Origin of the sequence: Kiloniella laminariae, from assembly GCF_027214005.1 — a bacterium.
Classification (GTDB): Bacteria; Pseudomonadota; Alphaproteobacteria; order Kiloniellales; family Kiloniellaceae; genus Kiloniella; species Kiloniella laminariae_A.
Window position 1 is genome coordinate 595,490 of sequence record NZ_JAPWGY010000003.1, and the last position, 19,389, is coordinate 614,878.

The following is a 19,389-nucleotide window of genomic DNA, read 5'->3' on the forward strand; positions in this document are numbered from 1 at the left end:
GGTGTGCTCTGTTACCTGGAGCCCGCTATAACAGAGGTAGAGAAAGCAGCTGAAAATGATTCCACTTGATTCCATCACTCGAGTTGGCAACGGGTTAAACCGCCCGGAATGTGTCTTGGCAACGGCAAACGGGCGACTGTATACGGCAAGTTGGAAGGGGGGGGTGAATATTATTGAGGCCGATGGCAGTCAATGGGATCTTCTGCCTCGGGACAGGAACCTGGATCTGAAGCCGAACGGTATTTGTCTCATGCCTGACGGAGCAGTCCTGATTGCTCACCTTGGGTCGACAGATGGGGGAGTGTACCGGATTGATGATGCAGGAGAAGTTACGCCCTTTTGTCTGGAGGTTGATGGAGAGCCACTGCCGCCGACGAATTATGTTCATCTTGACGATAAGGGACGGGTGTGGATCACCGTCAGCACACGCCAAATTCCGCGGGCGCTGGGATATCGGCCAGATGTCAGAGACGGTTTTGTGGTGCTGGTGGATAAGGGTATCGCCCGCATTGTGGCAGATGGTCTGGGCTATACCAATGAATGTTTGGTGCATCCGGATGGCAAGCGTCTGCTGGTGAACGAGACTTTTGCCCGCAAGCTGGTCAGTTTTGATATTGATGAGCAGGGTAATTTGTCCGACAAGACTACCCTTGCTGAATTTTCGGCCGGGACCTATCCCGACGGAATGACTTTTGATACCGACGGCGGGATCTGGATTACCTCTATTGTCAGTAACAGGGTGATCCGTATTGCGATAGATGGCACCCAGACAATTGTTATAGAAGATAATGATCCGGAAAAGATCTTGTGGATCGAAGAAGCTTTCCAGAAGGGCGAGATGGGACGCCCCCATCTGGACAATGTCTTCAGCCGGAAACTAAAAAATGTTTCGAGCCTGGCGTTTGGTGGTCAGGACCTTAAAACGGGATACCTCGGGTGCTTGCTGGATAATTGCATCTATAGCTTTGTTTCTGATCACAGCGGCCATACCCCAACGCACTGGAACTTTGTCGGACCAGAACATAAAGGCAATGCCGACATCGACGCCAGCATCAAAGAGGGGGTGAAGCTTGAGGGTTAAGTCGGAAAAGCTTCGTGTTGCAACCGTCGGCACCGGTTATTTCAGTCGCTTCCAGTATGCGGCCTGGGACAGACTTCCGGAAGTAGAACTGGTCGCGATCTGTAACCGCAGTCCTGAAGCCGCCCGGGAACTGGCGGAGAGATACAGTATCGGCAAAACCTATCAGGATTTTGAATTGATGCTGGATGAAGTCTGGCCGGATCTGGTGGATATCATTACACCGCCAACAACCCATACAGCCTATGTTCGTGCTGCCGTTCAGCGGGGGATTCCCGTGATCTGCCAGAAGCCTTTCACACCATCGATTTCCGAAGCGCGCGTGTTGACAGAATTCATTGAAAGCAAACAGGCAAAAGTTATTATTCACGAGAATTTTCGTTTCCAGCCTTGGTATCTCAAGCTGAAAGAGCTATTGAATCGGGATGTTCTGGGGGAACTCTATCAGATCAGCTATTGCCTGAGGCCAGGCGATGGGCAGGGACCTGAGGCTTATCTGGACCGACAGCCATATTTCCAGCAGATGGAACGGTTACTGGTGCATGAAACAGCCGTGCACCTGATTGATGTATTCCGTTTTCTTTTCGGGGAAATCAGCTCGATCTATGCTGATTTGCGTCGAATTAATCCTGTCATCAGGGGGGAGGATGCCGGTATTCTTTTGTTTGAGTTTCAGAACACAACTCGTGGTGTGTTCGATGGAAACCGTTTGAGTGATCATGCGGCGCAGAACCACCGCCTGACCATGGGGGAGATGTGTATTGAGGGGGCGGCAGGCACTCTGTCACTTGATGGCAGCGGCGACCTCTTTTTGCGTAAACATGGTGCAAGGGGGCGTGTTCGTGTTGATTATGACTGGCAGGATCGGGATTTCGGTGGTGATTGTGTTTTTAATCTACAGCGTCACGTGGTCGATCATCTGTTACGGGGCACCGAGGTTATGAACGTGGCCCGTGATTACCTTGTTAATGTGGAAATAGCTGAAGCAGCCTATCTCTCACACGCGCAAGGGAAGAGAATCTCTTTGCCATGATCGGTTGAGGCTCTTGATTTTAGGTATTTACTTGTTAAAACAAAGAAACAGGGAGAGGAAGTGAATGCCAGGAAAAGCTGTCAGAAAAAAAGTCAAGGCACCCAAAGTATCCCTTACAGACAAGGCCTATGCCGATCTCAAGCGACGGATTTTGGATAACGAGATCATGGCTGGCGAACAGCTGCTTGAATCTGAACTGGCTGACCTTTTGAAAATGAGCCGGACACCAACCCGCGAGGCGATGATGCGTCTGGAGGCGGAAGGATTCGTCGAGGTGCGCCCGCGCCATGGTATGAAGGTCAAGCCGATCTCGATCCTGGATATGAAAGAGATCTATGCACTGCTGACCGGGCTTGAATCTACCGCGGCCTGGCAGGCGGCAGAACGTGATCAGACGGATGCAGATATCAAGGCGTTGCGTGATAGTGTTGCAGAGATGGATCTGGCGCTGAAGAACCATGATCTTCGGGCTTGGGCTGTGGCTGATGAAACCTTTCACAAGTTACTGGTCAATATGAGTGGCAACCGGAGACTGATCGAGTTGGTCAGCCGATTCATTGATCAATCACACCGAGTCAGGATGTTAACGCTTAAATTGCGTCCTTTGCCGTCCCAATCGAATGAGGACCATGGGGCTGTTGTCTCGGCAATCGAGAACAAGGATTCTGAGTTGGCCCGTCGGATCCACCGCATTCACCGTGAAAAAGCGGGGCGACTCATGGTAGAACTGCTTGAAAGCCACGGTCTGACCCAACTGTGAAATTGATTTTATTGTAAAAAGGCCCTGCAAGCTTCATCTTGCAGGGCCTTTTTACGTGGCTTTTTTACGGGTTATCTAAAAAAGTGGACTAATGTCATCGAGACTGCAGGAACATATGTCACCAGCAGCAATGCAGAGATGGCAACAAGATAAAGTGGTGCCATTGCGCGGGCAATGGAGAGCACACCGACACCTGAAATCCGGGAGGCAACATAGAGGGTTGCGCCAACGGGTGGTGTAAAGAGGCCAACAGCGACATTACAGGTCATGATGACGCCGAGATGAACCGGATCAACCCCGAACGTTAGTGCCGTGGGGATGAATAGCGGTGCTGTCAAAAGGATGGCAGGTACGGGATCCAACACCAGCCCGAGAACCAGTAAAACGAGGTTTACAAGGAGAAGAAAGGTAAAGGGACTGGACGAGACAGCTTGAACAAATTCCACAAGGATCTGCGGCAGTTGTTCGAGTGTGATCAACCAGCCCAGAACACTTGTTGCGCCGATCACTACCATGACAATGGCACTGGTGACAAAGGAATCAATCATTAGCTTGGGAAGGTCACGCAGACTAAAATCCCGATAGATAACGACTGTCACGATGAAACCATAGACCACGGCAACGGCTGCGGCTTCAGTCGGGGTGACGAGACCACCGAAAATGCCGCCAAGGATAAGAACCGGCATAAAAAGCGCGGGCGCCGAGCCAGTGAAGGCGTGCCAAAGTTCTTTCTGGCTTGTTTTTAATCCGCCGGGGTCGCAGCCGGTTTTCTTACCCACATGATAACAAACGCCCATAAAAAACAGGCCAAAAATTAAACCCGGGATAATACCGGCAATAAAAAGATCTGCGACCGAGACATTACCGACAAAACCATAAATCAGCATGGGGATTGAAGGTGGAATAATGATTCCGATCGTGCCGGCTGCGGCAACCAGTCCGCCCGCGAAAGCCTTTGAATAGCCCTGCTTTGCCATGTTGGGGATCATTACCGAGCCGATAGCTGCAGAATCGGCGATTGCAGAGCCTGAAATTCCGCCAAAAAGCATGGAAGCGCCAACAACAACAAAACCAAGGCCACCGGGGAGGAAACCAAAGGCGGCTTTGGCGAAGTCGATAATTCTTTGTCCGACCCCGCCACGTCCCATGAGTTCCCCGGCGACAATGAATAGGGGAATGGCGATAAAGTGGTTTGGTTCAACGCCGCCGATGAGGTTTAGAAATACTGCCTGCAAGGGATATCCCAGATCAAAGACAAAAATGGGCAAGATGGCTGTGACGATGATGGCCCAAACCAGAGGTACGCCTAAAAAGATCGTGCCAAGGAAAACCAGGCAAATAAATAGTAAGATCACTCGTAATCCTCCCAATCCCGGGTGCCGGTGTTTTTTACACAGACCGGGCCTGCGCCATGACGTATATCGAGGTAAAAATTGTAGAGGTGAAAAATCAGGGTGAACAAAATACCGACAGGCAAGGCTGCATACAGAAAGCCGACAGGCCAGTAGAGAACCGTGGTTTTTTGCGCCCAGGTATGCAGCGAGATATTGTACCCGTGATAAATGAGGCTGATCAGCAACAAGGTGATGAACAGATTGATTGCAATTTCCAGCAAATGCTTAAATTTTGGAGAGAAGAGGTTGTCAACAATTTCGGTGACACGCATATGCGCACCGCGTGCCGTTGCCGCTGCGCATCCCATGAAGGTCAGCCACAGTAGTAGAAAAGCAGTAATTTCCAGCGACCAGGCCAGGTCGAAACCTGCCGCACCACGCAAGACCACATTTGTGAAAATGAGGATGAGGACAGCCAACCCGCCGATGGCGAGAAACAGGTCAATAAATGTACTGAGATTTTTCAGTACCAATGGGTATCTGTCTCGATAGTCCACAGTGATAGCTCCCGACGACTTTTCTGGGTGAAAAAATGCGCGCCCGTTTTCCGAATAACAGGCGCGCATTGTTCATTGTGCTATTGAGTAGGGAATTTGGTGCGAATGGCTTCTGCATCGGCAAGAATCTTGGCAACATCATCGCCGTAGATGTCTTTGGCTTTTGCGTAGACGGACTTGACGGCTTCACGGAAAGGGCCAATTTCTGGGGCGACGACAGTAGCGCCTGCAGCTTTCATTTCCTCTATCTGGCTATCGACAGAATCACGTACCAGCTTACGGCTGAACTCAGAAGATTCTTTCGCGGCTTTTTTGATGGCTTTCCGGTCTTCTTCGGAAAGTTTCTGCCAGGTCTGTTCGGAAATCGTTAACGGGAGCGGACTGTATACATGGCGAGTTAGCGTGATGTATGGAGCTACTTCATAAAATCTCAGGGATTTGATGGTGTCTACCGGGTTTTCCTGTCCATTTACTACACCTTGTTGGATCGAGAGATAGACGTCAGTGATTGGCATGACAACAGTTTGGAAGCCGATTGCTTCCATGGTCCAGCGGATCATGTCGTTTGGATAGACACGCATCTTCTGACCTTCTGCATCTTTGGGTGAATTCAGAGGTGATGTAGTGGTGAAGCTTCTGAAGCCAGCTTCCCAAGTTGAAAGTACGCGAAAACCTTTTTCCGGCAGCTTGTCAAACTCGCCTTTTAACCAGGCCGAATTATCATAAAGCTCCCAACCTTGCTCGTAACTATCAACGAGAAATGGCATAGCTGTCAGATTGAGCGTTGGCATGTGAGTTGCGTAACTGCCTGTTGCGGAAACTGTAAAATCGACACCGCCGAGTTGAAGTTGTTCGATTGCTTTGGGATCATTTGCCAATTGACCTGCAGGATAGATCCGAACTTTATACCGTCCTTCGGTATACTCGCTGACCTTTGCAGCAAAGACCTCTGCTGCGGCCTGTCTGGACCCTCCGGGGTTGTCAGTATGGCTGAAGCGCAGGATTGTTTCTGCAGATGCAGTCCCCGACATCAGCAAGGCAGATCCGAGGATCGTTGCGGCAGTAACTGTCCCGATCGTGATTTTCTTCCAGTCTTTAAACATGTGTTTCCTCCCTTGGTAACGGCTTTTTGCCGCCTGTTTTGAATCGTGAATTGGGGTGTTGAATTGAGCCCGGCGTCTTTATGACTTCATAATTACAGTATATTTGATAAAAAATATGTCAATGAATATGTTGACGTATACATTAATTGTTTTATTAATAGTATACAGACAGAGCAACAGCGGAAATCAGGTTTGAAACAGCCGCGTTGTGTTTTTGTGGAAATCTTGGCCGGAGCCGGGGGAATACAGTTATAGAACAGGCTTTATTATCGCCATTAATCAAAAAGGCCGTACAAGAAACCAGATGGCCTGTTCTGTAAGGTTTCAAAGTCAGAATTGTATTACGTGGATTTCCATTCTTTATTTATACAACAAGCAGGATACCGACTATGAGCTCATCTGTTTTTCAAGTAGCTGTCATTAAAGGCGATGGAATAGGAATAGATGTTACAGATGCTGCACTTCACATCGTGGAAGTTGCCCTTGAAAAAGCAGGAAACACTGCTCTGGAGTTTCTTCCGATTCAAGCGGGGGCAGGATATTTCAAAGAAACGGGACAAGATATAGAGCCAGGAGGGGAAGAGGCTGCGGGGCGAGCAGATGCGATTTTCCTAGGTGCGATAGGTCTTCCTTCTGTTCGTCAGAAAGATGGAACAGAGATATCACCACATCTGAGATTACGTGAAAAATTCAATCTGTATGCTGGTGTCCGCCCGGCAAGAGCTTATCCCAATGCGCCACAACGGCTTGCAGATCCGCGTGCTGCAGAAATAGACATGGTGATCTTAAGGGAGTCTACGGAAGGATTGTTCTATTCTGCAGCTGTTCATAACCGTTGTCCGGTAGATACAGGCGATGAGGTTCAGGAGCTTCTGCGTATTACGCGTACAACGACGGAAAAGTTGCATGATTTTGCCTTCAAACTGGCGCAAAAACGTCAGGAGCGCAGAGGTAAGAGTAAAGTTACCTGTGTGGATAAGGCTAATGTTTTCAGGTCGATGGCATTTTTTAGGAAAATTTTTGACGAACGAAGTGTCCGATTCCCAGAGATAGAAAAGGGATATAACTATGTCGATGCACAAGCTCTGGATTTTATCCGCAAACCCTGGGAGTTCGATGTGCTGGTCATGGAAAACATGTTCGGGGATATTCTATCAGATCTGGCTGGGGGATTGGTGGGTGGCATGGGGATGGCGGCCTGTGGAGAGATAGGTGATAATCACGGACTGTTCCAACCCGCGCATGGCTCTGCCCCGGACATTATGGGACAGGACAAAGCCAATCCGCTTGCCGCGATCCTTAGCGGTGCCTTGATGCTGGATTATCTTGCTGATAAGGCTTCAAACGATACTCTGGCGCTGGCAGCAAAGATAATTGACGATGCGATTTATCATGGCTTTGCCACAAAGCGTATCCGTCCGCAGGAATTTGGCGGGGATATGGGAACCAAGGCAATCACACGAGAAGTGATCAATCTTATTCGAGGATAAGTTCGGGTTGAGAGACCTGTTTAATCAATCTCTGAGCACACTGTAATCAGAAGGCCTGTGAAAATGTTTCCACAGGCCTTCTGATTACTTGAATAGTGTAAACGGCTTGAATCCTTGCGTTTTAACTGGCTCGAACCGTCGCAAGGAAGTCTTTGACTTCGCTCCGCAGGTTTTCAGCCAGAGCCTGCATCTCGCTGGATGAATCCAGCAGATGTTTAGCTTCGGTACTGACCTGGGTCGAGGTATCGGTAACCGCTGCGACGTTGCTGGAAACCTCCTGGGTACCGGCAGCAGCTTTCTGGACACTGCTGGCGATTTCCTGGGTGGCGGCGCTCTGTTCCTCAATCGCAGCAGCGATGGCATTGGCAAACTCGTTAATCCGGCCAATGGTCTTGCTGATCTGGGTGATTTCCTGAACCGAGAGGCTGCTTGAACTCTGGATCCCTTCAACCTGGGTCTGGATGTCACCTGTTGCCTTGTCGGTCTGGTTGGCCAGAGCCTTGACCTCCGAGGCAACAACAGCAAAGCCCTTGCCCGCATCTCCGGCCCGTGCGGCCTCGATGGTGGCGTTCAGGGCCAGGAGATTGGTTTGTCCAGCGACATCCTGAATCATATTGACCACTTCGCCAATGCGTTGCGCGGCCTCTGCCAGATTGGTCACGGTGGTATTGGTTCGTCCGACACCCTCCACGGCTTCACTGGCAACCTGAATTGACTGGGTCACCTGCATGCCGATTTCACGGATGGCCGCGGAAAGTTCTTCGGTTGCGGCTGCAACCGTCTGGACGTTGGCTGTTGTTTCAGTCGCGGCGTTGGAAACGGCAATGGCGCGGGCGTTTGATTCCTCGGCACTGGCAGAGAGTTTCTTGGCGACGGTCTGGGTCTGTTGCGATGCCTGGGCCACTGTTTCGACAATGGACAGCACAGTCTGCTCAAAAGAAGAAGCCATCTGGTGCAAGGCATTGCGCCTTTCTGTCGCCATGCGTTCGGCGGTCTGTTCGTTCTCGCGGGCGAGGCGTTCAATTTCGACAGCGTTATTCTTAAAAACCAGAACTGCCGCGGCCATCTGGCCGATCTCGTCAGTCTTGTCGCTGCCAGGTATCGGGACATCAAGATTGCCGTCTGCCAGACTGGTCATGGCGCCGGTCATGGTCAGGACAGGCTGGGAAACCCAGAGGCGAACCAGCACACCCAGAAGCCCCATAATTGCAAGGACGGAGATCAGGGCGGTTATGGAGGCGGTCAGACGGAATTTTGTCAGATTTGCGAAAGCCGCATCCCGGTCGATGGCAAAGCCCAGATACCATTTCACGCTGGGGAGGCCTTCAATCGGGAAAAAGGCAAACATCTGATCCCCGGAACCTGCATCAATGTTTGCCAGATCCGTGTTGATGGTCGGCGTTGACTCAGGAAAGACCTCACTCATGGGGCGGAGAGTAAACTCCTTGTCGCGGTGGATCAGAACGGTGCCCTGGTCGTTGACCAGAAATCCATAGCCAATGCCACCAAGATCAACACTGCGGACAATATCGCCCAGCACAGTAATTTCAATATCGCCACCGGCGGTACCGACAATCTGGCTGCCGTTGAGGACAGGTGTGGCAAGGGTAACAATCAGGTTTCCGGTAGAAGCGTCTTCATAAGGTTCTGTCAGCGTGCTGGCTTTTGCCGCGATGGCGTCTATATACCAGGGACGTTTCCGGGGATCGTACCCGTCAGGGAGTTCGTCGGGGGGGGACATGATCATTTCCCCGGTGGCACTGCCGAAATAGGTGAACATGAAGTTTTTTTGCAGCACAGAGCGATCAACAATGCTTTTGACTGACTCGGTCTCGCTGTTTATGGCAATGTTCTGCCCGACATTCTCAATCAGAATCTGACGACCGACGACCCAGTTGGAGATAGAAGCCGTCGCAAGATTGCCAGTCTCCGATAGTTTTGACTTTAGCGAGGCTTGAATGGAATCGCTCTGATTGAAGTCGAAGTAAATAATAAAAGCGGAAAAGGTCACAACCACAATCAATGCTGCGGCAGCCAGAATGCGGCTTCCGATGTTTAGTGTCATCGCTCAAGCTCCTTAGGTCGCCCTGTCCCAGCCACAGATGCCAGATCAGGGGCCAGATCGGGATAAAAACCGGAGAGGTGACCGCAATACGCTCTCCTTAGTGAAGAACCAGAGCCCATTATTCTATTAATTAATAAACAAAATTATAATAATTCTGTCATTTTGCTGATTAGATTACTTGGGCTGCCGCGAATTAAACAAAACAACGATGTTCTGATCTTGATCTTGTGCGAAGATCAGGAGATTTCCGCCCTGTTGTTCTGAAATCATTTATCTGTGCCTTGCAGAGACAGGGTTTAACTGTAGACCGAAATTCCCAACAGGATCTGACAACGGTTCTCTGCATCGACCAGTGGCATCAAAAGGCGTTCGATCTTTTTATGTTCAGGGACAAAGTATTGTGGTTTGCCGAGGCGATAGAGAACCTTGTTGGTTTCCGCGACGTAGCTGTAGTCTTCATAGACACCGCTTGAGACCAGGTCAGGGAAAGCTTCGTCGAGCCACTGTCCTCCGGCATCTTTTCCGACAATGGTTGCGATTTCTGTTCCCATCAGACGGAACTTAAAGCGGGTTGGGTTGTGATGGACGTCAAACATCCAGACGATTGGCAACAGTCGTGGGATATCCATGGGGTCAAAGTGCTGACGGGAGGGCAACTGACCTTTTGCAGGATGAATCGACAGCCAGTAGTTATACATCTGCTGGATTTTCCTGTCCCAGTTGTCTGGGCGAAGCGGGAGGTTGAAATCGGTTCTTCCTGTCATGGGCGATTAATCTTCTGTATTCTGTCTTGTGACAACCAGTCCTCTGGTTATCTTGTGGGAGCGGCCAGCGGTATAGCATAACATGAGCTTCTTAACAGCGCATGAAATCAGGCAAAGTAGCGAATAGCGGTCTACTTCATCCTGAGAATGGGGCAAGCAATTCTGACGGGATGGAAAGACTGCTGACAAAACGCTGTCAGTAACCCTCTGGTATCAAGACTGACAGAATTTTTCTGTGGCGGAATTTTAGCGCTTCTTGTGTCTGCTCCGGCCTTCTTTATTGCGACGAACCGAGGAACACCAATATGTACATTCTTTATCACTACCCCTATTCCCAGCATGCCCGCCGCGTGGTTTCTCTTTTGGAAGCAGCGGAACTTCCTTATGAAATACGCCACATAGACATGGAAAAGCAGGAATATCTCTCCCCGGAATATCTGGCGATTAATCCCAATCACCAGCTGCCAACACTGCTGGATGGCGACATCAAGATCCATGAATCCAATGCAATTCTCCGGTATCTTTGTTTTAAACATGAACTGAACGACTGGTATCCTGCTGATCTGGCGGCGCGCGCAGGCGTAGAGCAGTGGCTGGACTGGAACCAGTGCCGTTTGGGCCCTGCCATCGTCGATGTTGTGCTGAACAAGGTTTTTATGGGCGAGCATGGAGATAAGGCAGCAGTTGCCCGGGGCGAAGCCAAGCTGAAAGAACTGTTGCCAATCTTGGCCAGTGGCTTGAAGGGGAAAGCTTTCCTGGCCAGTGACAAGCCTAGTATCGCTGATCTGTCTGTGGCCTCAAACATATTCCATCTCGGTTTTGCCGAGGCCTCGCCACAGGAGCCCGAGATCGTCAGCTGGTTTGGCAGAGTATCTGCGTTAAAAGGCTTTGTCGCGTCCTTGCCGCAATAGCTGAAGCAGGATCCGCTATGCGCAGAACCGACCGCCTGTTCCAGATTATCCAGATCCTGCGGGGAGCACGCCAGCCAGTGACCGGAGCCTGGCTGGCTGAGGAACTGGAGGTCTCGCCCCGGACAGTTTACCGGGATATTGCCGAGCTGATGGCCCAGAACGTCCCGATCCGGGGAGAGGCCGGAATCGGGTATGTTCTGGATCAGGGCTATGACATGCCGCCTTTGATGCTGACATCTTCCGAGATCGAGGCGGCGGTATTGGGCGCCCAGTGGGTCGCGACCAGAGGGGATCCCGAACTGGCACGTAGCGCCCGGGATCTGATTTCGAAAATCAATGCTGTGATGCCCGAAGAACTTCGTCCGACCGTCCTGGAATCCTCTGTCATGGCACCAGATCTGCTGACGTTATCGCAGCATATCATCAACATGGAAGCTGTCCGGGACTGGGTCCGTCAGGGTCGGAAGCTGAAACTGGGTTATCGTGATCCGCAAGGCCGGGACAGCTCACGTGTGATCTGGCCAGTCGCCGTGGCCTATTTTGAGGCAGTGCGGGTTATTGCCAGCTGGTGCGAACTGCGCCAGGGTTTTCGGCATTTCCGGGTTGATCGTATCCAGTCACTGGACTTCTTGCCGGAAAAGTTTCCTGGTGATCGACGGCAGCTTTTTGTCACCTGGAAGAAGGGGGAAGAAGCAAAGACAGCCCCTTGCAAAGACCTGTCGGCCTCACCGGTTCGACCCGATTGAAACGGGATGAAGTCGCACAGGACAGGATCAGGTCTCTTGTGAGCCAATATCCGGCTCTGACGCAGAGAATGCCTTCACCAGAGCAATGCCAATGTCGCTTTGTAAAAAATCTGGAGGGGTAACGAGCCAGTATCCTCTGTCGGACAGGAGTGGCTTGTGGTGCAGGGGCACCAGAGCCTGACTTTCCAGCAGATCCTGAACAACGCCAAGCCATCCGAGGGTCACACCCTGTCCCATTATAGCCTGATGAATGGCCAGTCCGTGATTTGTAACCCGGATACCCTCAGCTTCAGCTGACAAGGTGGAATCCCTGTCCGGGATGAAGTATTGCGCCCAGTCTGACCAGTCAAACCAGCGATGCTCCGGATCTTCCTGATGTATAAGGGGGGCTTTTTTCAAAAGCTGAGCCGGGGTCAGGCCTTTTAGTTTGCCGGCAAGTCCGGGGGCAGCAAGGGGGACAACTTCTTCGGAAATAAGTTTGATGCAATCCCGCCCGGGCCAGTTGCCACGGCCAAAGAGGATGGCGCAGTCAGTCTGGTTCAGTTCGATATCCGCATCCCGTTCGGCCGTTATCACCCGGACCGGGAGTTTTTTACCCTTGTGTATGAGGTTCCCCAATCGGGGCAGAGCCCAGTAAGCGGCAATGCCGGGATAGGTCGCGAGAGTGAGCAGGGGAGCGGTGGATTTCTGACGCAGGTTTCTGCTGGCATCAGCTATAATCCCGAGAGCGGGGGCAATTTTCTCATAATAGAGGTCAGCCGTGACCGTCGGAAATATCAAGGAACCTTTTTTGGTGAAAAAGCTGAAACCGAGATCCCGTTCCAACTGGCGTATCTGGTGGCTGATTGCCGGTTGTCCGACATTCAGCTGTGCTGCTGCGCGGGTGAAGCTGCGCAATCGGTAACAGGCTTCGAAAGCCCGGAGAGCTTTCAGGGGTGGGAGGTCACGCATTGTTATCAATTTATTTGATGATGATATGAGTTTTATAGACCTTTCTGGCGCTTATGGCATCTGCTTTATTTTTCGGGTCGGCCAAGAGTTTTCTGGGCTGGATCTATTTGTCCTGCCTTGCCACAATACTGGTAGAAGCGATCTCAGACTTAAAAAACAGCCATATCAAAATCATTAATTGGGAGCAGCCATGTTTAAGGCCTTAATTGTCGAAAAATCAGAAGATGGAGCCATTTCATCCGGCGTGCAGCAACTGGATGACAGCCAGCTTCCCAAAGAGGGCGATGTCACTGTTGCGGTCGACTATTCTACGGTAAATTACAAGGATGGTCTGTGTCTGACCGGGGGCGGTGGTCTTGTTCGCGCCTATCCTCATGTGCCGGGAATTGATTTTGCAGGGACAGTCGAACAATCGGATGATGCCCGTTATAAAGCAGGTGACAAGGTTGTTCTGACCGGTTGGCGTGTCGGCGAGGCCTGGTGGGGCGGCTACGCTCAAAAGGCCAGAGTCAAAGGGGACTGGCTGGTGCCGCTTCCTGCCGGAATGACGACCCGTCAGGCGATGGCGGTCGGAACGGCAGGCTTTACAGCAATGTTGGCCGTAATGGCCCTGGAAGATCACGGTCTGACGCCAAAACAGGGGGAGATCCTGGTGACCGGTGCGGCAGGAGGTGTTGGGTCGGTTGCGACAGCTATACTGGCAAAGCGAGGTTATTCTGTTGCCGCTGTCACAGGGCGCCCGGAAACAGCTGATTATCTCCGGAGCCTCGGGGCGAGCCGGATTGTCGCGCGCGAGGAGCTGAATGAAACTGTGAAGCGACCGCTTGAGAGTGAAAACTGGGCCGGCTGTGTCGATGCTGTTGGCGGCGCAATGCTGGCACGGGTTCTCGGGCAGATGAAATACGGAGCATCAGTTGCAGCTGTTGGGCTGGCAGGGGGGGCAGCTCTGCCAGCGACGGTCATTCCTTTTCTGCTGCGCGGTGTGAATTTGCTGGGTATTGATTCCGTGATGCAGCCCTTTGCCAACCGGGAGCGTGCCTGGAAAAGGATACTTTCCGATTTGCCGATGGATAAACTCGAAGCTATAAGCAAGACAGTCGCTCTTGGCGATTTACCGGATCTTGGATCTGCGATCCTAAAGGGAGCGGTTCAGGGGCGGATTGTCGTTGATGTTAATAAGTAAACAGAAAACGAGTGCCTGATCACGCAAGAATTTTTCCACAGCCATAAAATGGCAATAAAAAATCAGGAGCAACGGGATTGTGGTCCTGTGCCCCTGATCTGTCAGGATATATGAACGGGAGAGGGGAAGTTTGGCGGGCCTCTGACCGGAGGTAAAGGCGCAAGGACAGTGAAAGCCGGGGTCGAGTGATCAGGTGCAGAAATACAGCGGACAATAATTTGCCGACATGGTAGGGGATCACTGACTGGTTGAGGAGCCTGTGTTACCGAAGTCAGAGAACAGGCCGGACAAGAAAGGTCCGTGATGTTTTCGTACGGTTGACCATCATCGCCTGTTACCAGAGAGATGATTTTTAATCCGGAAGCTGTACAGATGACATAACGGTCTTTGAAATCTGTTTCAAATTCCTGGATGGACAAGGCCCAGCTTTGTCCAAGCGGCAAAAGCGCCTGAAGCAACAGGGAAAGAACTGCGAGATACGAGAGAACCGGACGCAGCAGTCTAAAGCGGGGTGAGAGGCCGCCTTTGCTGTCTTGTCTCGGTGTTGTCGTTACCAGCACCCACTATTCCTGTTTAAGAGTGTTAAAGGCCAGAGCATGTTTTGCGTCAACCCGACCCATCAAGCAATGAGACAGGGCAGGATTGAAACGCGGACGCAATGATGCGTCTGAGGACGCTAAGTCAGGGAGGTTCCGGTTTCATTGATTTCGATCAATCCCGAGGATATTAAAAGCTGTTTCTTCAAGGCATATAAATCGCTATTGCTGTGTGTCGTTATAAATATTCCTTTCCAGATCAGAGACAAATTCCTTGCAAGACCATAATCATTCTCCTGTCTTATGTATTGGTGCAGCCCATTGGGATGTCCGCTCGCAGTGCAGCGCCCCGGTGCGCAGAGGGACCTCCAATCCTGTGAGTGTGTCCCGGTTTCCGGGAGGGGTGGCACATAATGTGGCTATGAACCTCTGCCGTTTAGGGGGGAAGGTTGGGCTGGCCAGTCGTTGGGGGGATGATCCTGCGGGCGATGCCATAGCCAGACATCTTTCTGCCAGTGGGCTCAACCTACTGGCTTTACCCCGATCAGCGAACGCCCCGACAGCGACCTATACCGCTGTATTGGAGCCGGACGGAGAGTTGGCTGTCGGGTTGGCCGATATGGCAATATATGACGAATTAACGCCCGATCTTCTGGAGCCCTTGCACAGAGACCTGTCCTCTTTCCCAATCTGGTTTGTCGATACAAATATTCCGGCAAAAACACTAGAATCCCTTGCGGACTGGCAGCAGGGGCACGGATTGTTGACGGCAGATGCGGTATCCGTTGCCAAGTCAACCCGGCTGCTCAATCTGCTGGATCGTCTCGGGCTGCTTTTCTGTAACTGCGACGAAGCTGCCGAATTGAGCGGTGTAACCATCCGTGACGTTGGCGATATCCAGAACGCAGGTGCAGCCCTGGTTGCCAGGGGTGTTGGAGCGGTGATGATTTCGGCTGGCAAGGAAGGGGCATTTCTGTTCCAGAAAGGAATACAGGAGCATTTCCCCGCCCGAAAAGTCGAGGTTGTGGATGTGACCGGGGCAGGAGACGCCCTGATTGCAGGAACACTACACGGGATTGCCAGAGGATTTGACTTTGCCAAAGCCGTTCAGCGTGGTGTGGCGGCAGCGGCTTTGACCCTGGAAAAACACGGTGCGACATTTGAGGGCTTGCATGAAAAGGACCTTGATGCTTTTGTCGCGGGCTTGAAATAAGTTGGTGAGATAATGAATTCTGATTTGAAAAAATATATTGATATCGCTCCTGAAGTTGCCAAGGCACTTGCTACGGGAGAGGCTGTTGTGGCACTTGAATCGACAATCATTGCACATGGTATGCCTTATCCGCAGAACGTTGAAACCGCACGGGAAGTTGAAAATATTATCCGGGCTGAAGGCGCGGTGCCTGCAACCATTGCTGTTCTTGATGGACGCATCTGTATCGGACTGGATGACGCAGCTCTCGAACGTCTGGGGCAAGCCAGGGATGTGGCAAAGCTAAGTCGTCGGGATCTGCCGATGATTGTGGCACGCAAGGGCGATGGGGCAACGACTGTTGCCGCAACGATGATTTGTGCAGCTATGGCAGGGATTGCCGTTTTTGCCACAGGTGGCATCGGTGGTGTACATCGCGGTGCGGAAGATGATTTTGATATTTCTGCTGACCTGGACGAACTGGCAAAAACCCCGGTTTCTGTCATCTGTGCCGGTGCGAAGTCGATTCTCGATCTTCCCAAAACCCTCGAATATCTTGAAACGCGTGGCGTGCCTGTTGTTGGTTATCAAACCGACCAGTTTCCGGCATTCTATTGTCGGGAAAGTGGTCTTGCTGCACCGTTGCGGGCTGATGACCCCCAGACAATAGCTGCAATGATTCGTGTCCAGCGTGAACTTGGTTATGCAAGCGGATCGGTCATTGCCAATCCGATTCCGGCCGAATTTGCCATGGAAGCAGCAGAGATGGACCGGGTTATCGCGTCCGCCCTTTCTGCTGCTGGTCAACAGGGTATCAAGGGCAAGGCTGTCACGCCGTTTCTACTTTCGAAAATCGTTGAGATGACAGAGGGGCGCAGTCTGGAGGCAAATATTGCATTGGTGAAGAACAATGCTGTTCTTGCTGCCCGGATTGCCAAGGGGTTAAGTGCAGGAGCTTGATAACAAGCTGTTAATCTCGACCAAACAGGCATGAGCCCGATACAATCTTGAAAGATCCCCCCGGCGAGTATTTTTTAAATCTTGTCCGGGGGGATTTTTTTCTTGAATTTTGAACAGTGTTCATTATTTTATACCTGGTTCTTATCAGATTGGAGTTTTCATGGCCCGGCGGGTTGATCACAGTCATGAAGAGTTGTTCAAGATGACGATAGATGCTGCAAAAAGTCTTGTTGTCGAACAGGGGTATCGAGCGATTTCCATTCGCAAAATTGCCGATGTGATCGGTTATGCGCCGGGGACGATCTATAACGTCTTCAAGAATTTTGATGACTTGATGCTGAGGGTGAACGGGCAAACACTGGACGCCTTGCATGGAGAGCTTCCCAAGAGATCTGCAACGCGCACGGTTGAGGAAAATATTGATGCCCTGGTGGAGAGCTATCTGGGATTTGTCAGCAACAACAGCACACTCTGGCAGGCTTTGTTCGAACATAGTCTGCCCCGGGAACAGGAACTTCCGGGGTGGTATCAGGATAAAATTGAGAGACTTCTTTTGTGTATTGACGAGTGTCTCGAACCGCTTTTTAGCGAAACACCCAAGCGTGAACAGCGATTGGTGTCTGCAACACTTTGGGCCAGTCTGCATGGGATCAGCTCTCTGGCGTATGCAGGGAAACTAGGCATCGTTTCCCGGGTATCCATGGAAGAAATGTCCCGTCTTCTGGTGAAGAATTTTATCCGAGGGCTGGAGCACCCGCATCAGCCCAACCGACATTCGTAATATTCGCAGCGTATTTATGGTCTTAGGGAAAGGGCCCTCTAGATGGAGAAACTGGAAAACAGGTTGCGACAGGGGATGAGTCTGGCTGCAAAGCTCTTGCGGGCCGAAAAGGGTCTGCCGCTGAATATCCAGATGCCGACTCTGGGGGGGAAGCAGTTCTGGCTGGATGAATTCGTTTTTGCAGGATGGCGTATACAATCCAATCTCTACAGCGGGCACTGCCGCTTGCTGAATCCGGATGACGAGCGTCTGGCCTGGGGCAGCTATGAGAACTGCGAACAGGCTTTTGGAGCAATTCGTAAAGAGCAAAAAATTCTTCAACCTCACCTTTCGGGGACAGGAGAAAAACATCTCATCGTCATGGTGCACGGTATCACCCGTTCTGGTGATACCTTTGACCATATGCGGAAACCTTTCGAGGCTCTCGGTTATGAAGTGGCGGCAATTACCTATCCCTCTACCCGGGCATTTATCGTCGAACATGCGCAGCAGCTGGCAAGATTGCTGGGACGCCGCCCTGATATAGAACGGGTATCATTCGTAACCCATAGCATGGGCGGGCTTGTGGTGCGGTATCTGCTGGCGCGTGCCAAAGAATGGGGTCTGGATTTAAAGCTGGGAAGGGTCGTAATGATTGCCCCGCCGAATCAGGGATCGGCAATCGCACAATGGATGCGGGATCATTCCTATTATCGACTGATCTATGGCAAGTCAGGTCAGGAACTGGTGCCGCAGGTGGTCAGTCAAATTCCCATTCCTGACTGTGATGTCGCCGTGATCGCCGGTGGCCTCTCGGACGGTAAGGGGTACAATCCCCTATTGCCAGGAGATGACGACGGCATCGTATCTGTCGAGGAAGCCCGCTTGACCAACTGTGTTGATTTTATCGTCATGCCGGGATTGCATTCCATCATCTGCAGGCAGCAGGCGATTATTTCCGCCACGTTTAATTATATCCGCCAGGGACAGTTCGAGCAGGGACAACTCGAACCGGGACAGTTCGAAAGCACTCCGGAATATTCAGGGCAGTTACCGGGTTACAGGGATGAAAGTGATCGCCTGAGATGAACGGCGGACTGAAAAACTATCGGGCCGGGTTATTGGTTCTCAGTCTTCTGGGGGCTTCTGTCGGAATGCTCATGATCCCGCCGATCCCTCAGGATCCCCTCTATCACCTTTTTGCTGATACACGCAGCTGCCTGGGACTTCTCAATTTTGGAGATGTCACATCCAACCTGGGGTTTGTTGTTGCTGGTTTCTGGGGGCTATTCAAAACTTCCAGAGCAGGAAAAAGCGGACTGGCTTTAGCCCCTGATTTGCGCAACGCATTTATGTGCTTTTTTCTTGCGATTATCCTGATTGCTCCGGGGTCAGCCTATTACCATTCTGCCCCGGATAACACGCGGTTGTTTTGGGACCGTTTGCCCATGATACTGGCTTTTATGTCGCTGTTTGCTGTGATCCTTGGTGACAGAATTAATCCGGCCTTTGTCCGAAAGAACGCTCTCGCAGGTTTTTTGCTGCTGGGGATTGCGGCACTTGGGTACTGGTATGTGACCGAACTGACCGGGGGTGGAGATCTCAGGCCATATTTTCTGGTGCAGTTCTATCCAATGTTGGCGATTCCCCTGATCTGTTGGCTTTATCCGGCAGGCAGGCACACAAAAGGAAAATATCTTGTCTGGATGTATTTCTGGTATGTCCTGGCGAAAATCCTGGAATATTTTGATGCAGAAATCTTTGCATCTTTTGGCTCGCTGATCAGCGGGCACAGCCTGAAACATCTGGCTGCGGCGCTGGCTGTTCTTATGGTGGCGGGTATGTTGGGCAATTGCCCGAAAAAGCAGGCAAGCTAAGCCAGTGTTATAGCCTTGATTGTTGCGGCAGAGATTGTCGCAGAAAAAAGGGAGCCCGTTTGAGGCTCCCTTTGTCTTCAGGTCTGGGG

The 19,389-nt window shown here is 51.4% G+C and carries 19 protein-coding genes; 12 read left to right on the forward strand and 7 right to left on the reverse strand.

Annotated elements, in window-relative coordinates:
• Positions 1-55 precede the first annotated feature (55 nt).
• The 3 genes from O4H49_RS11845 to O4H49_RS11855 all read left to right on the forward strand — a co-directional run bounded on the left by O4H49_RS11845 (position 56) and on the right by O4H49_RS11855 (position 2,871).
• Positions 56-1,081: an SMP-30/gluconolactonase/LRE family protein gene (locus O4H49_RS11845; protein WP_269423627.1), complete on the forward strand. Its 1,026-nt coding sequence runs from the start codon at positions 56-58 to the stop codon at positions 1,079-1,081.
• The gene (locus O4H49_RS11850) at positions 1,071-2,111 is read left to right on the forward strand and encodes a Gfo/Idh/MocA family protein (RefSeq protein WP_269423628.1); all 1,041 of its coding nucleotides are present in this window, start codon (positions 1,071-1,073) and stop codon (positions 2,109-2,111) included. The genes O4H49_RS11845 and O4H49_RS11850 overlap by 11 nt, the downstream gene beginning before the upstream one ends.
• Positions 2,112-2,175: 64 nt before the next feature.
• Positions 2,176-2,871 carry a GntR family transcriptional regulator gene (locus tag O4H49_RS11855; protein WP_269423629.1) on the forward strand — a complete coding sequence of 232 codons (696 nt, stop codon included), beginning with the start codon at positions 2,176-2,178 and terminating at the stop codon, positions 2,869-2,871.
• 71 nt (positions 2,872-2,942) lie between these two features.
• On the opposite strand, the gene O4H49_RS11860 is transcribed toward O4H49_RS11855, so the two are convergent.
• From O4H49_RS11860 to O4H49_RS11870, 3 genes are all read right to left on the reverse strand, one after another.
• On the reverse strand, positions 2,943-4,226 hold the full coding sequence (locus tag O4H49_RS11860) for a TRAP transporter large permease (RefSeq protein ID WP_269423630.1): 1,284 nt from the start codon (positions 4,224-4,226) through the stop codon (positions 2,943-2,945).
• Complete coding sequence (locus O4H49_RS11865) at positions 4,223-4,762, reverse strand: TRAP transporter small permease (protein WP_269423631.1); 540 nt, start codon at positions 4,760-4,762, stop codon at positions 4,223-4,225. The genes O4H49_RS11860 and O4H49_RS11865 overlap by 4 nt, the downstream gene beginning before the upstream one ends.
• 80 nt (positions 4,763-4,842) lie before the next feature.
• Entirely contained in the window at positions 4,843-5,865 is a 1,023-nt protein-coding gene (locus O4H49_RS11870) for a TRAP transporter substrate-binding protein (RefSeq protein WP_269423632.1), read from the reverse strand.
• A gap of 389 nt (positions 5,866-6,254) precedes the next feature.
• Here O4H49_RS11870 and O4H49_RS11875 point away from each other — a divergent pair, with 389 nt between their 5' ends.
• Entirely contained in the window at positions 6,255-7,355 is a 1,101-nt protein-coding gene (locus tag O4H49_RS11875; protein WP_269423633.1) for an isocitrate/isopropylmalate dehydrogenase family protein, read from the forward strand.
• 121 nt (positions 7,356-7,476) lie between these two features.
• On the opposite strand, the gene O4H49_RS11880 is transcribed toward O4H49_RS11875, so the two are convergent.
• Both O4H49_RS11880 and O4H49_RS11885 read right to left on the reverse strand, forming a co-directional pair.
• Positions 7,477-9,420 (reverse strand): methyl-accepting chemotaxis protein, encoded by a 1,944-nt coding sequence (locus tag O4H49_RS11880; protein ID WP_269423634.1) that lies wholly within the window; start codon positions 9,418-9,420, stop codon positions 7,477-7,479.
• A gap of 296 nt (positions 9,421-9,716) precedes the next feature.
• On the reverse strand, positions 9,717-10,184 hold the full coding sequence (locus O4H49_RS11885; RefSeq protein WP_269423635.1) for a PAS domain-containing protein: 468 nt from the start codon (positions 10,182-10,184) through the stop codon (positions 9,717-9,719).
• Positions 10,185-10,489: 305 nt separating this feature from the next.
• Here O4H49_RS11885 and O4H49_RS11890 point away from each other — a divergent pair, with 305 nt between their 5' ends.
• Together O4H49_RS11890 and O4H49_RS11895 are read left to right on the forward strand one after the other, a co-directional pair.
• On the forward strand, positions 10,490-11,095 hold the full coding sequence (locus tag O4H49_RS11890) for a glutathione S-transferase family protein (protein ID WP_269423636.1): 606 nt from the start codon (positions 10,490-10,492) through the stop codon (positions 11,093-11,095).
• A 17-nt stretch (positions 11,096-11,112) separates the two neighbouring features.
• Complete coding sequence (locus O4H49_RS11895; RefSeq protein ID WP_269423637.1) at positions 11,113-11,841, forward strand: helix-turn-helix transcriptional regulator; 729 nt, start codon at positions 11,113-11,115, stop codon at positions 11,839-11,841.
• A gap of 27 nt (positions 11,842-11,868) precedes the next feature.
• On the opposite strand, the gene O4H49_RS11900 is transcribed toward O4H49_RS11895, so the two are convergent.
• Positions 11,869-12,792, reverse strand: a complete 924-nt coding sequence (locus tag O4H49_RS11900) for a LysR substrate-binding domain-containing protein (protein WP_269423638.1) — start codon at positions 12,790-12,792, stop codon at positions 11,869-11,871.
• A gap of 190 nt (positions 12,793-12,982) precedes the next feature.
• On the opposite strand from O4H49_RS11900, the gene O4H49_RS11905 reads away from it, so the two are divergent.
• A complete protein-coding gene (locus tag O4H49_RS11905) occupies positions 12,983-13,975 on the forward strand; it encodes an MDR family oxidoreductase (protein ID WP_269423639.1) in 993 nt (330 codons plus the stop codon).
• 101 nt (positions 13,976-14,076) lie between these two features.
• Here O4H49_RS11905 and O4H49_RS11910 read toward each other — a convergent pair whose 3' ends face one another.
• A complete protein-coding gene (locus O4H49_RS11910) occupies positions 14,077-14,535 on the reverse strand; it encodes a hypothetical protein (protein ID WP_269423640.1) in 459 nt (152 codons plus the stop codon).
• A gap of 250 nt (positions 14,536-14,785) precedes the next feature.
• On the opposite strand from O4H49_RS11910, the gene O4H49_RS11915 reads away from it, so the two are divergent.
• From O4H49_RS11915 to O4H49_RS11935, 5 genes are all read left to right on the forward strand, one after another.
• Complete coding sequence (locus O4H49_RS11915; RefSeq protein ID WP_269423641.1) at positions 14,786-15,724, forward strand: carbohydrate kinase family protein; 939 nt, start codon at positions 14,786-14,788, stop codon at positions 15,722-15,724.
• 24 nt (positions 15,725-15,748) lie between these two features.
• Positions 15,749-16,663: a pseudouridine-5'-phosphate glycosidase gene (locus tag O4H49_RS11920; RefSeq protein ID WP_419715223.1), complete on the forward strand. Its 915-nt coding sequence runs from the start codon at positions 15,749-15,751 to the stop codon at positions 16,661-16,663.
• 160 nt (positions 16,664-16,823) lie between these two features.
• Entirely contained in the window at positions 16,824-17,444 is a 621-nt protein-coding gene (locus O4H49_RS11925; protein WP_269423643.1) for a TetR/AcrR family transcriptional regulator, read from the forward strand.
• 42 nt (positions 17,445-17,486) lie between these two features.
• On the forward strand, positions 17,487-18,512 hold the full coding sequence (locus O4H49_RS11930) for an esterase/lipase family protein (protein WP_269423644.1): 1,026 nt from the start codon (positions 17,487-17,489) through the stop codon (positions 18,510-18,512).
• A complete protein-coding gene (locus tag O4H49_RS11935) occupies positions 18,509-19,300 on the forward strand; it encodes a hypothetical protein (protein WP_269423645.1) in 792 nt (263 codons plus the stop codon). The genes O4H49_RS11930 and O4H49_RS11935 overlap by 4 nt, the downstream gene beginning before the upstream one ends.
• The last annotated feature ends 89 nt before the right edge of the window (positions 19,301-19,389 follow it).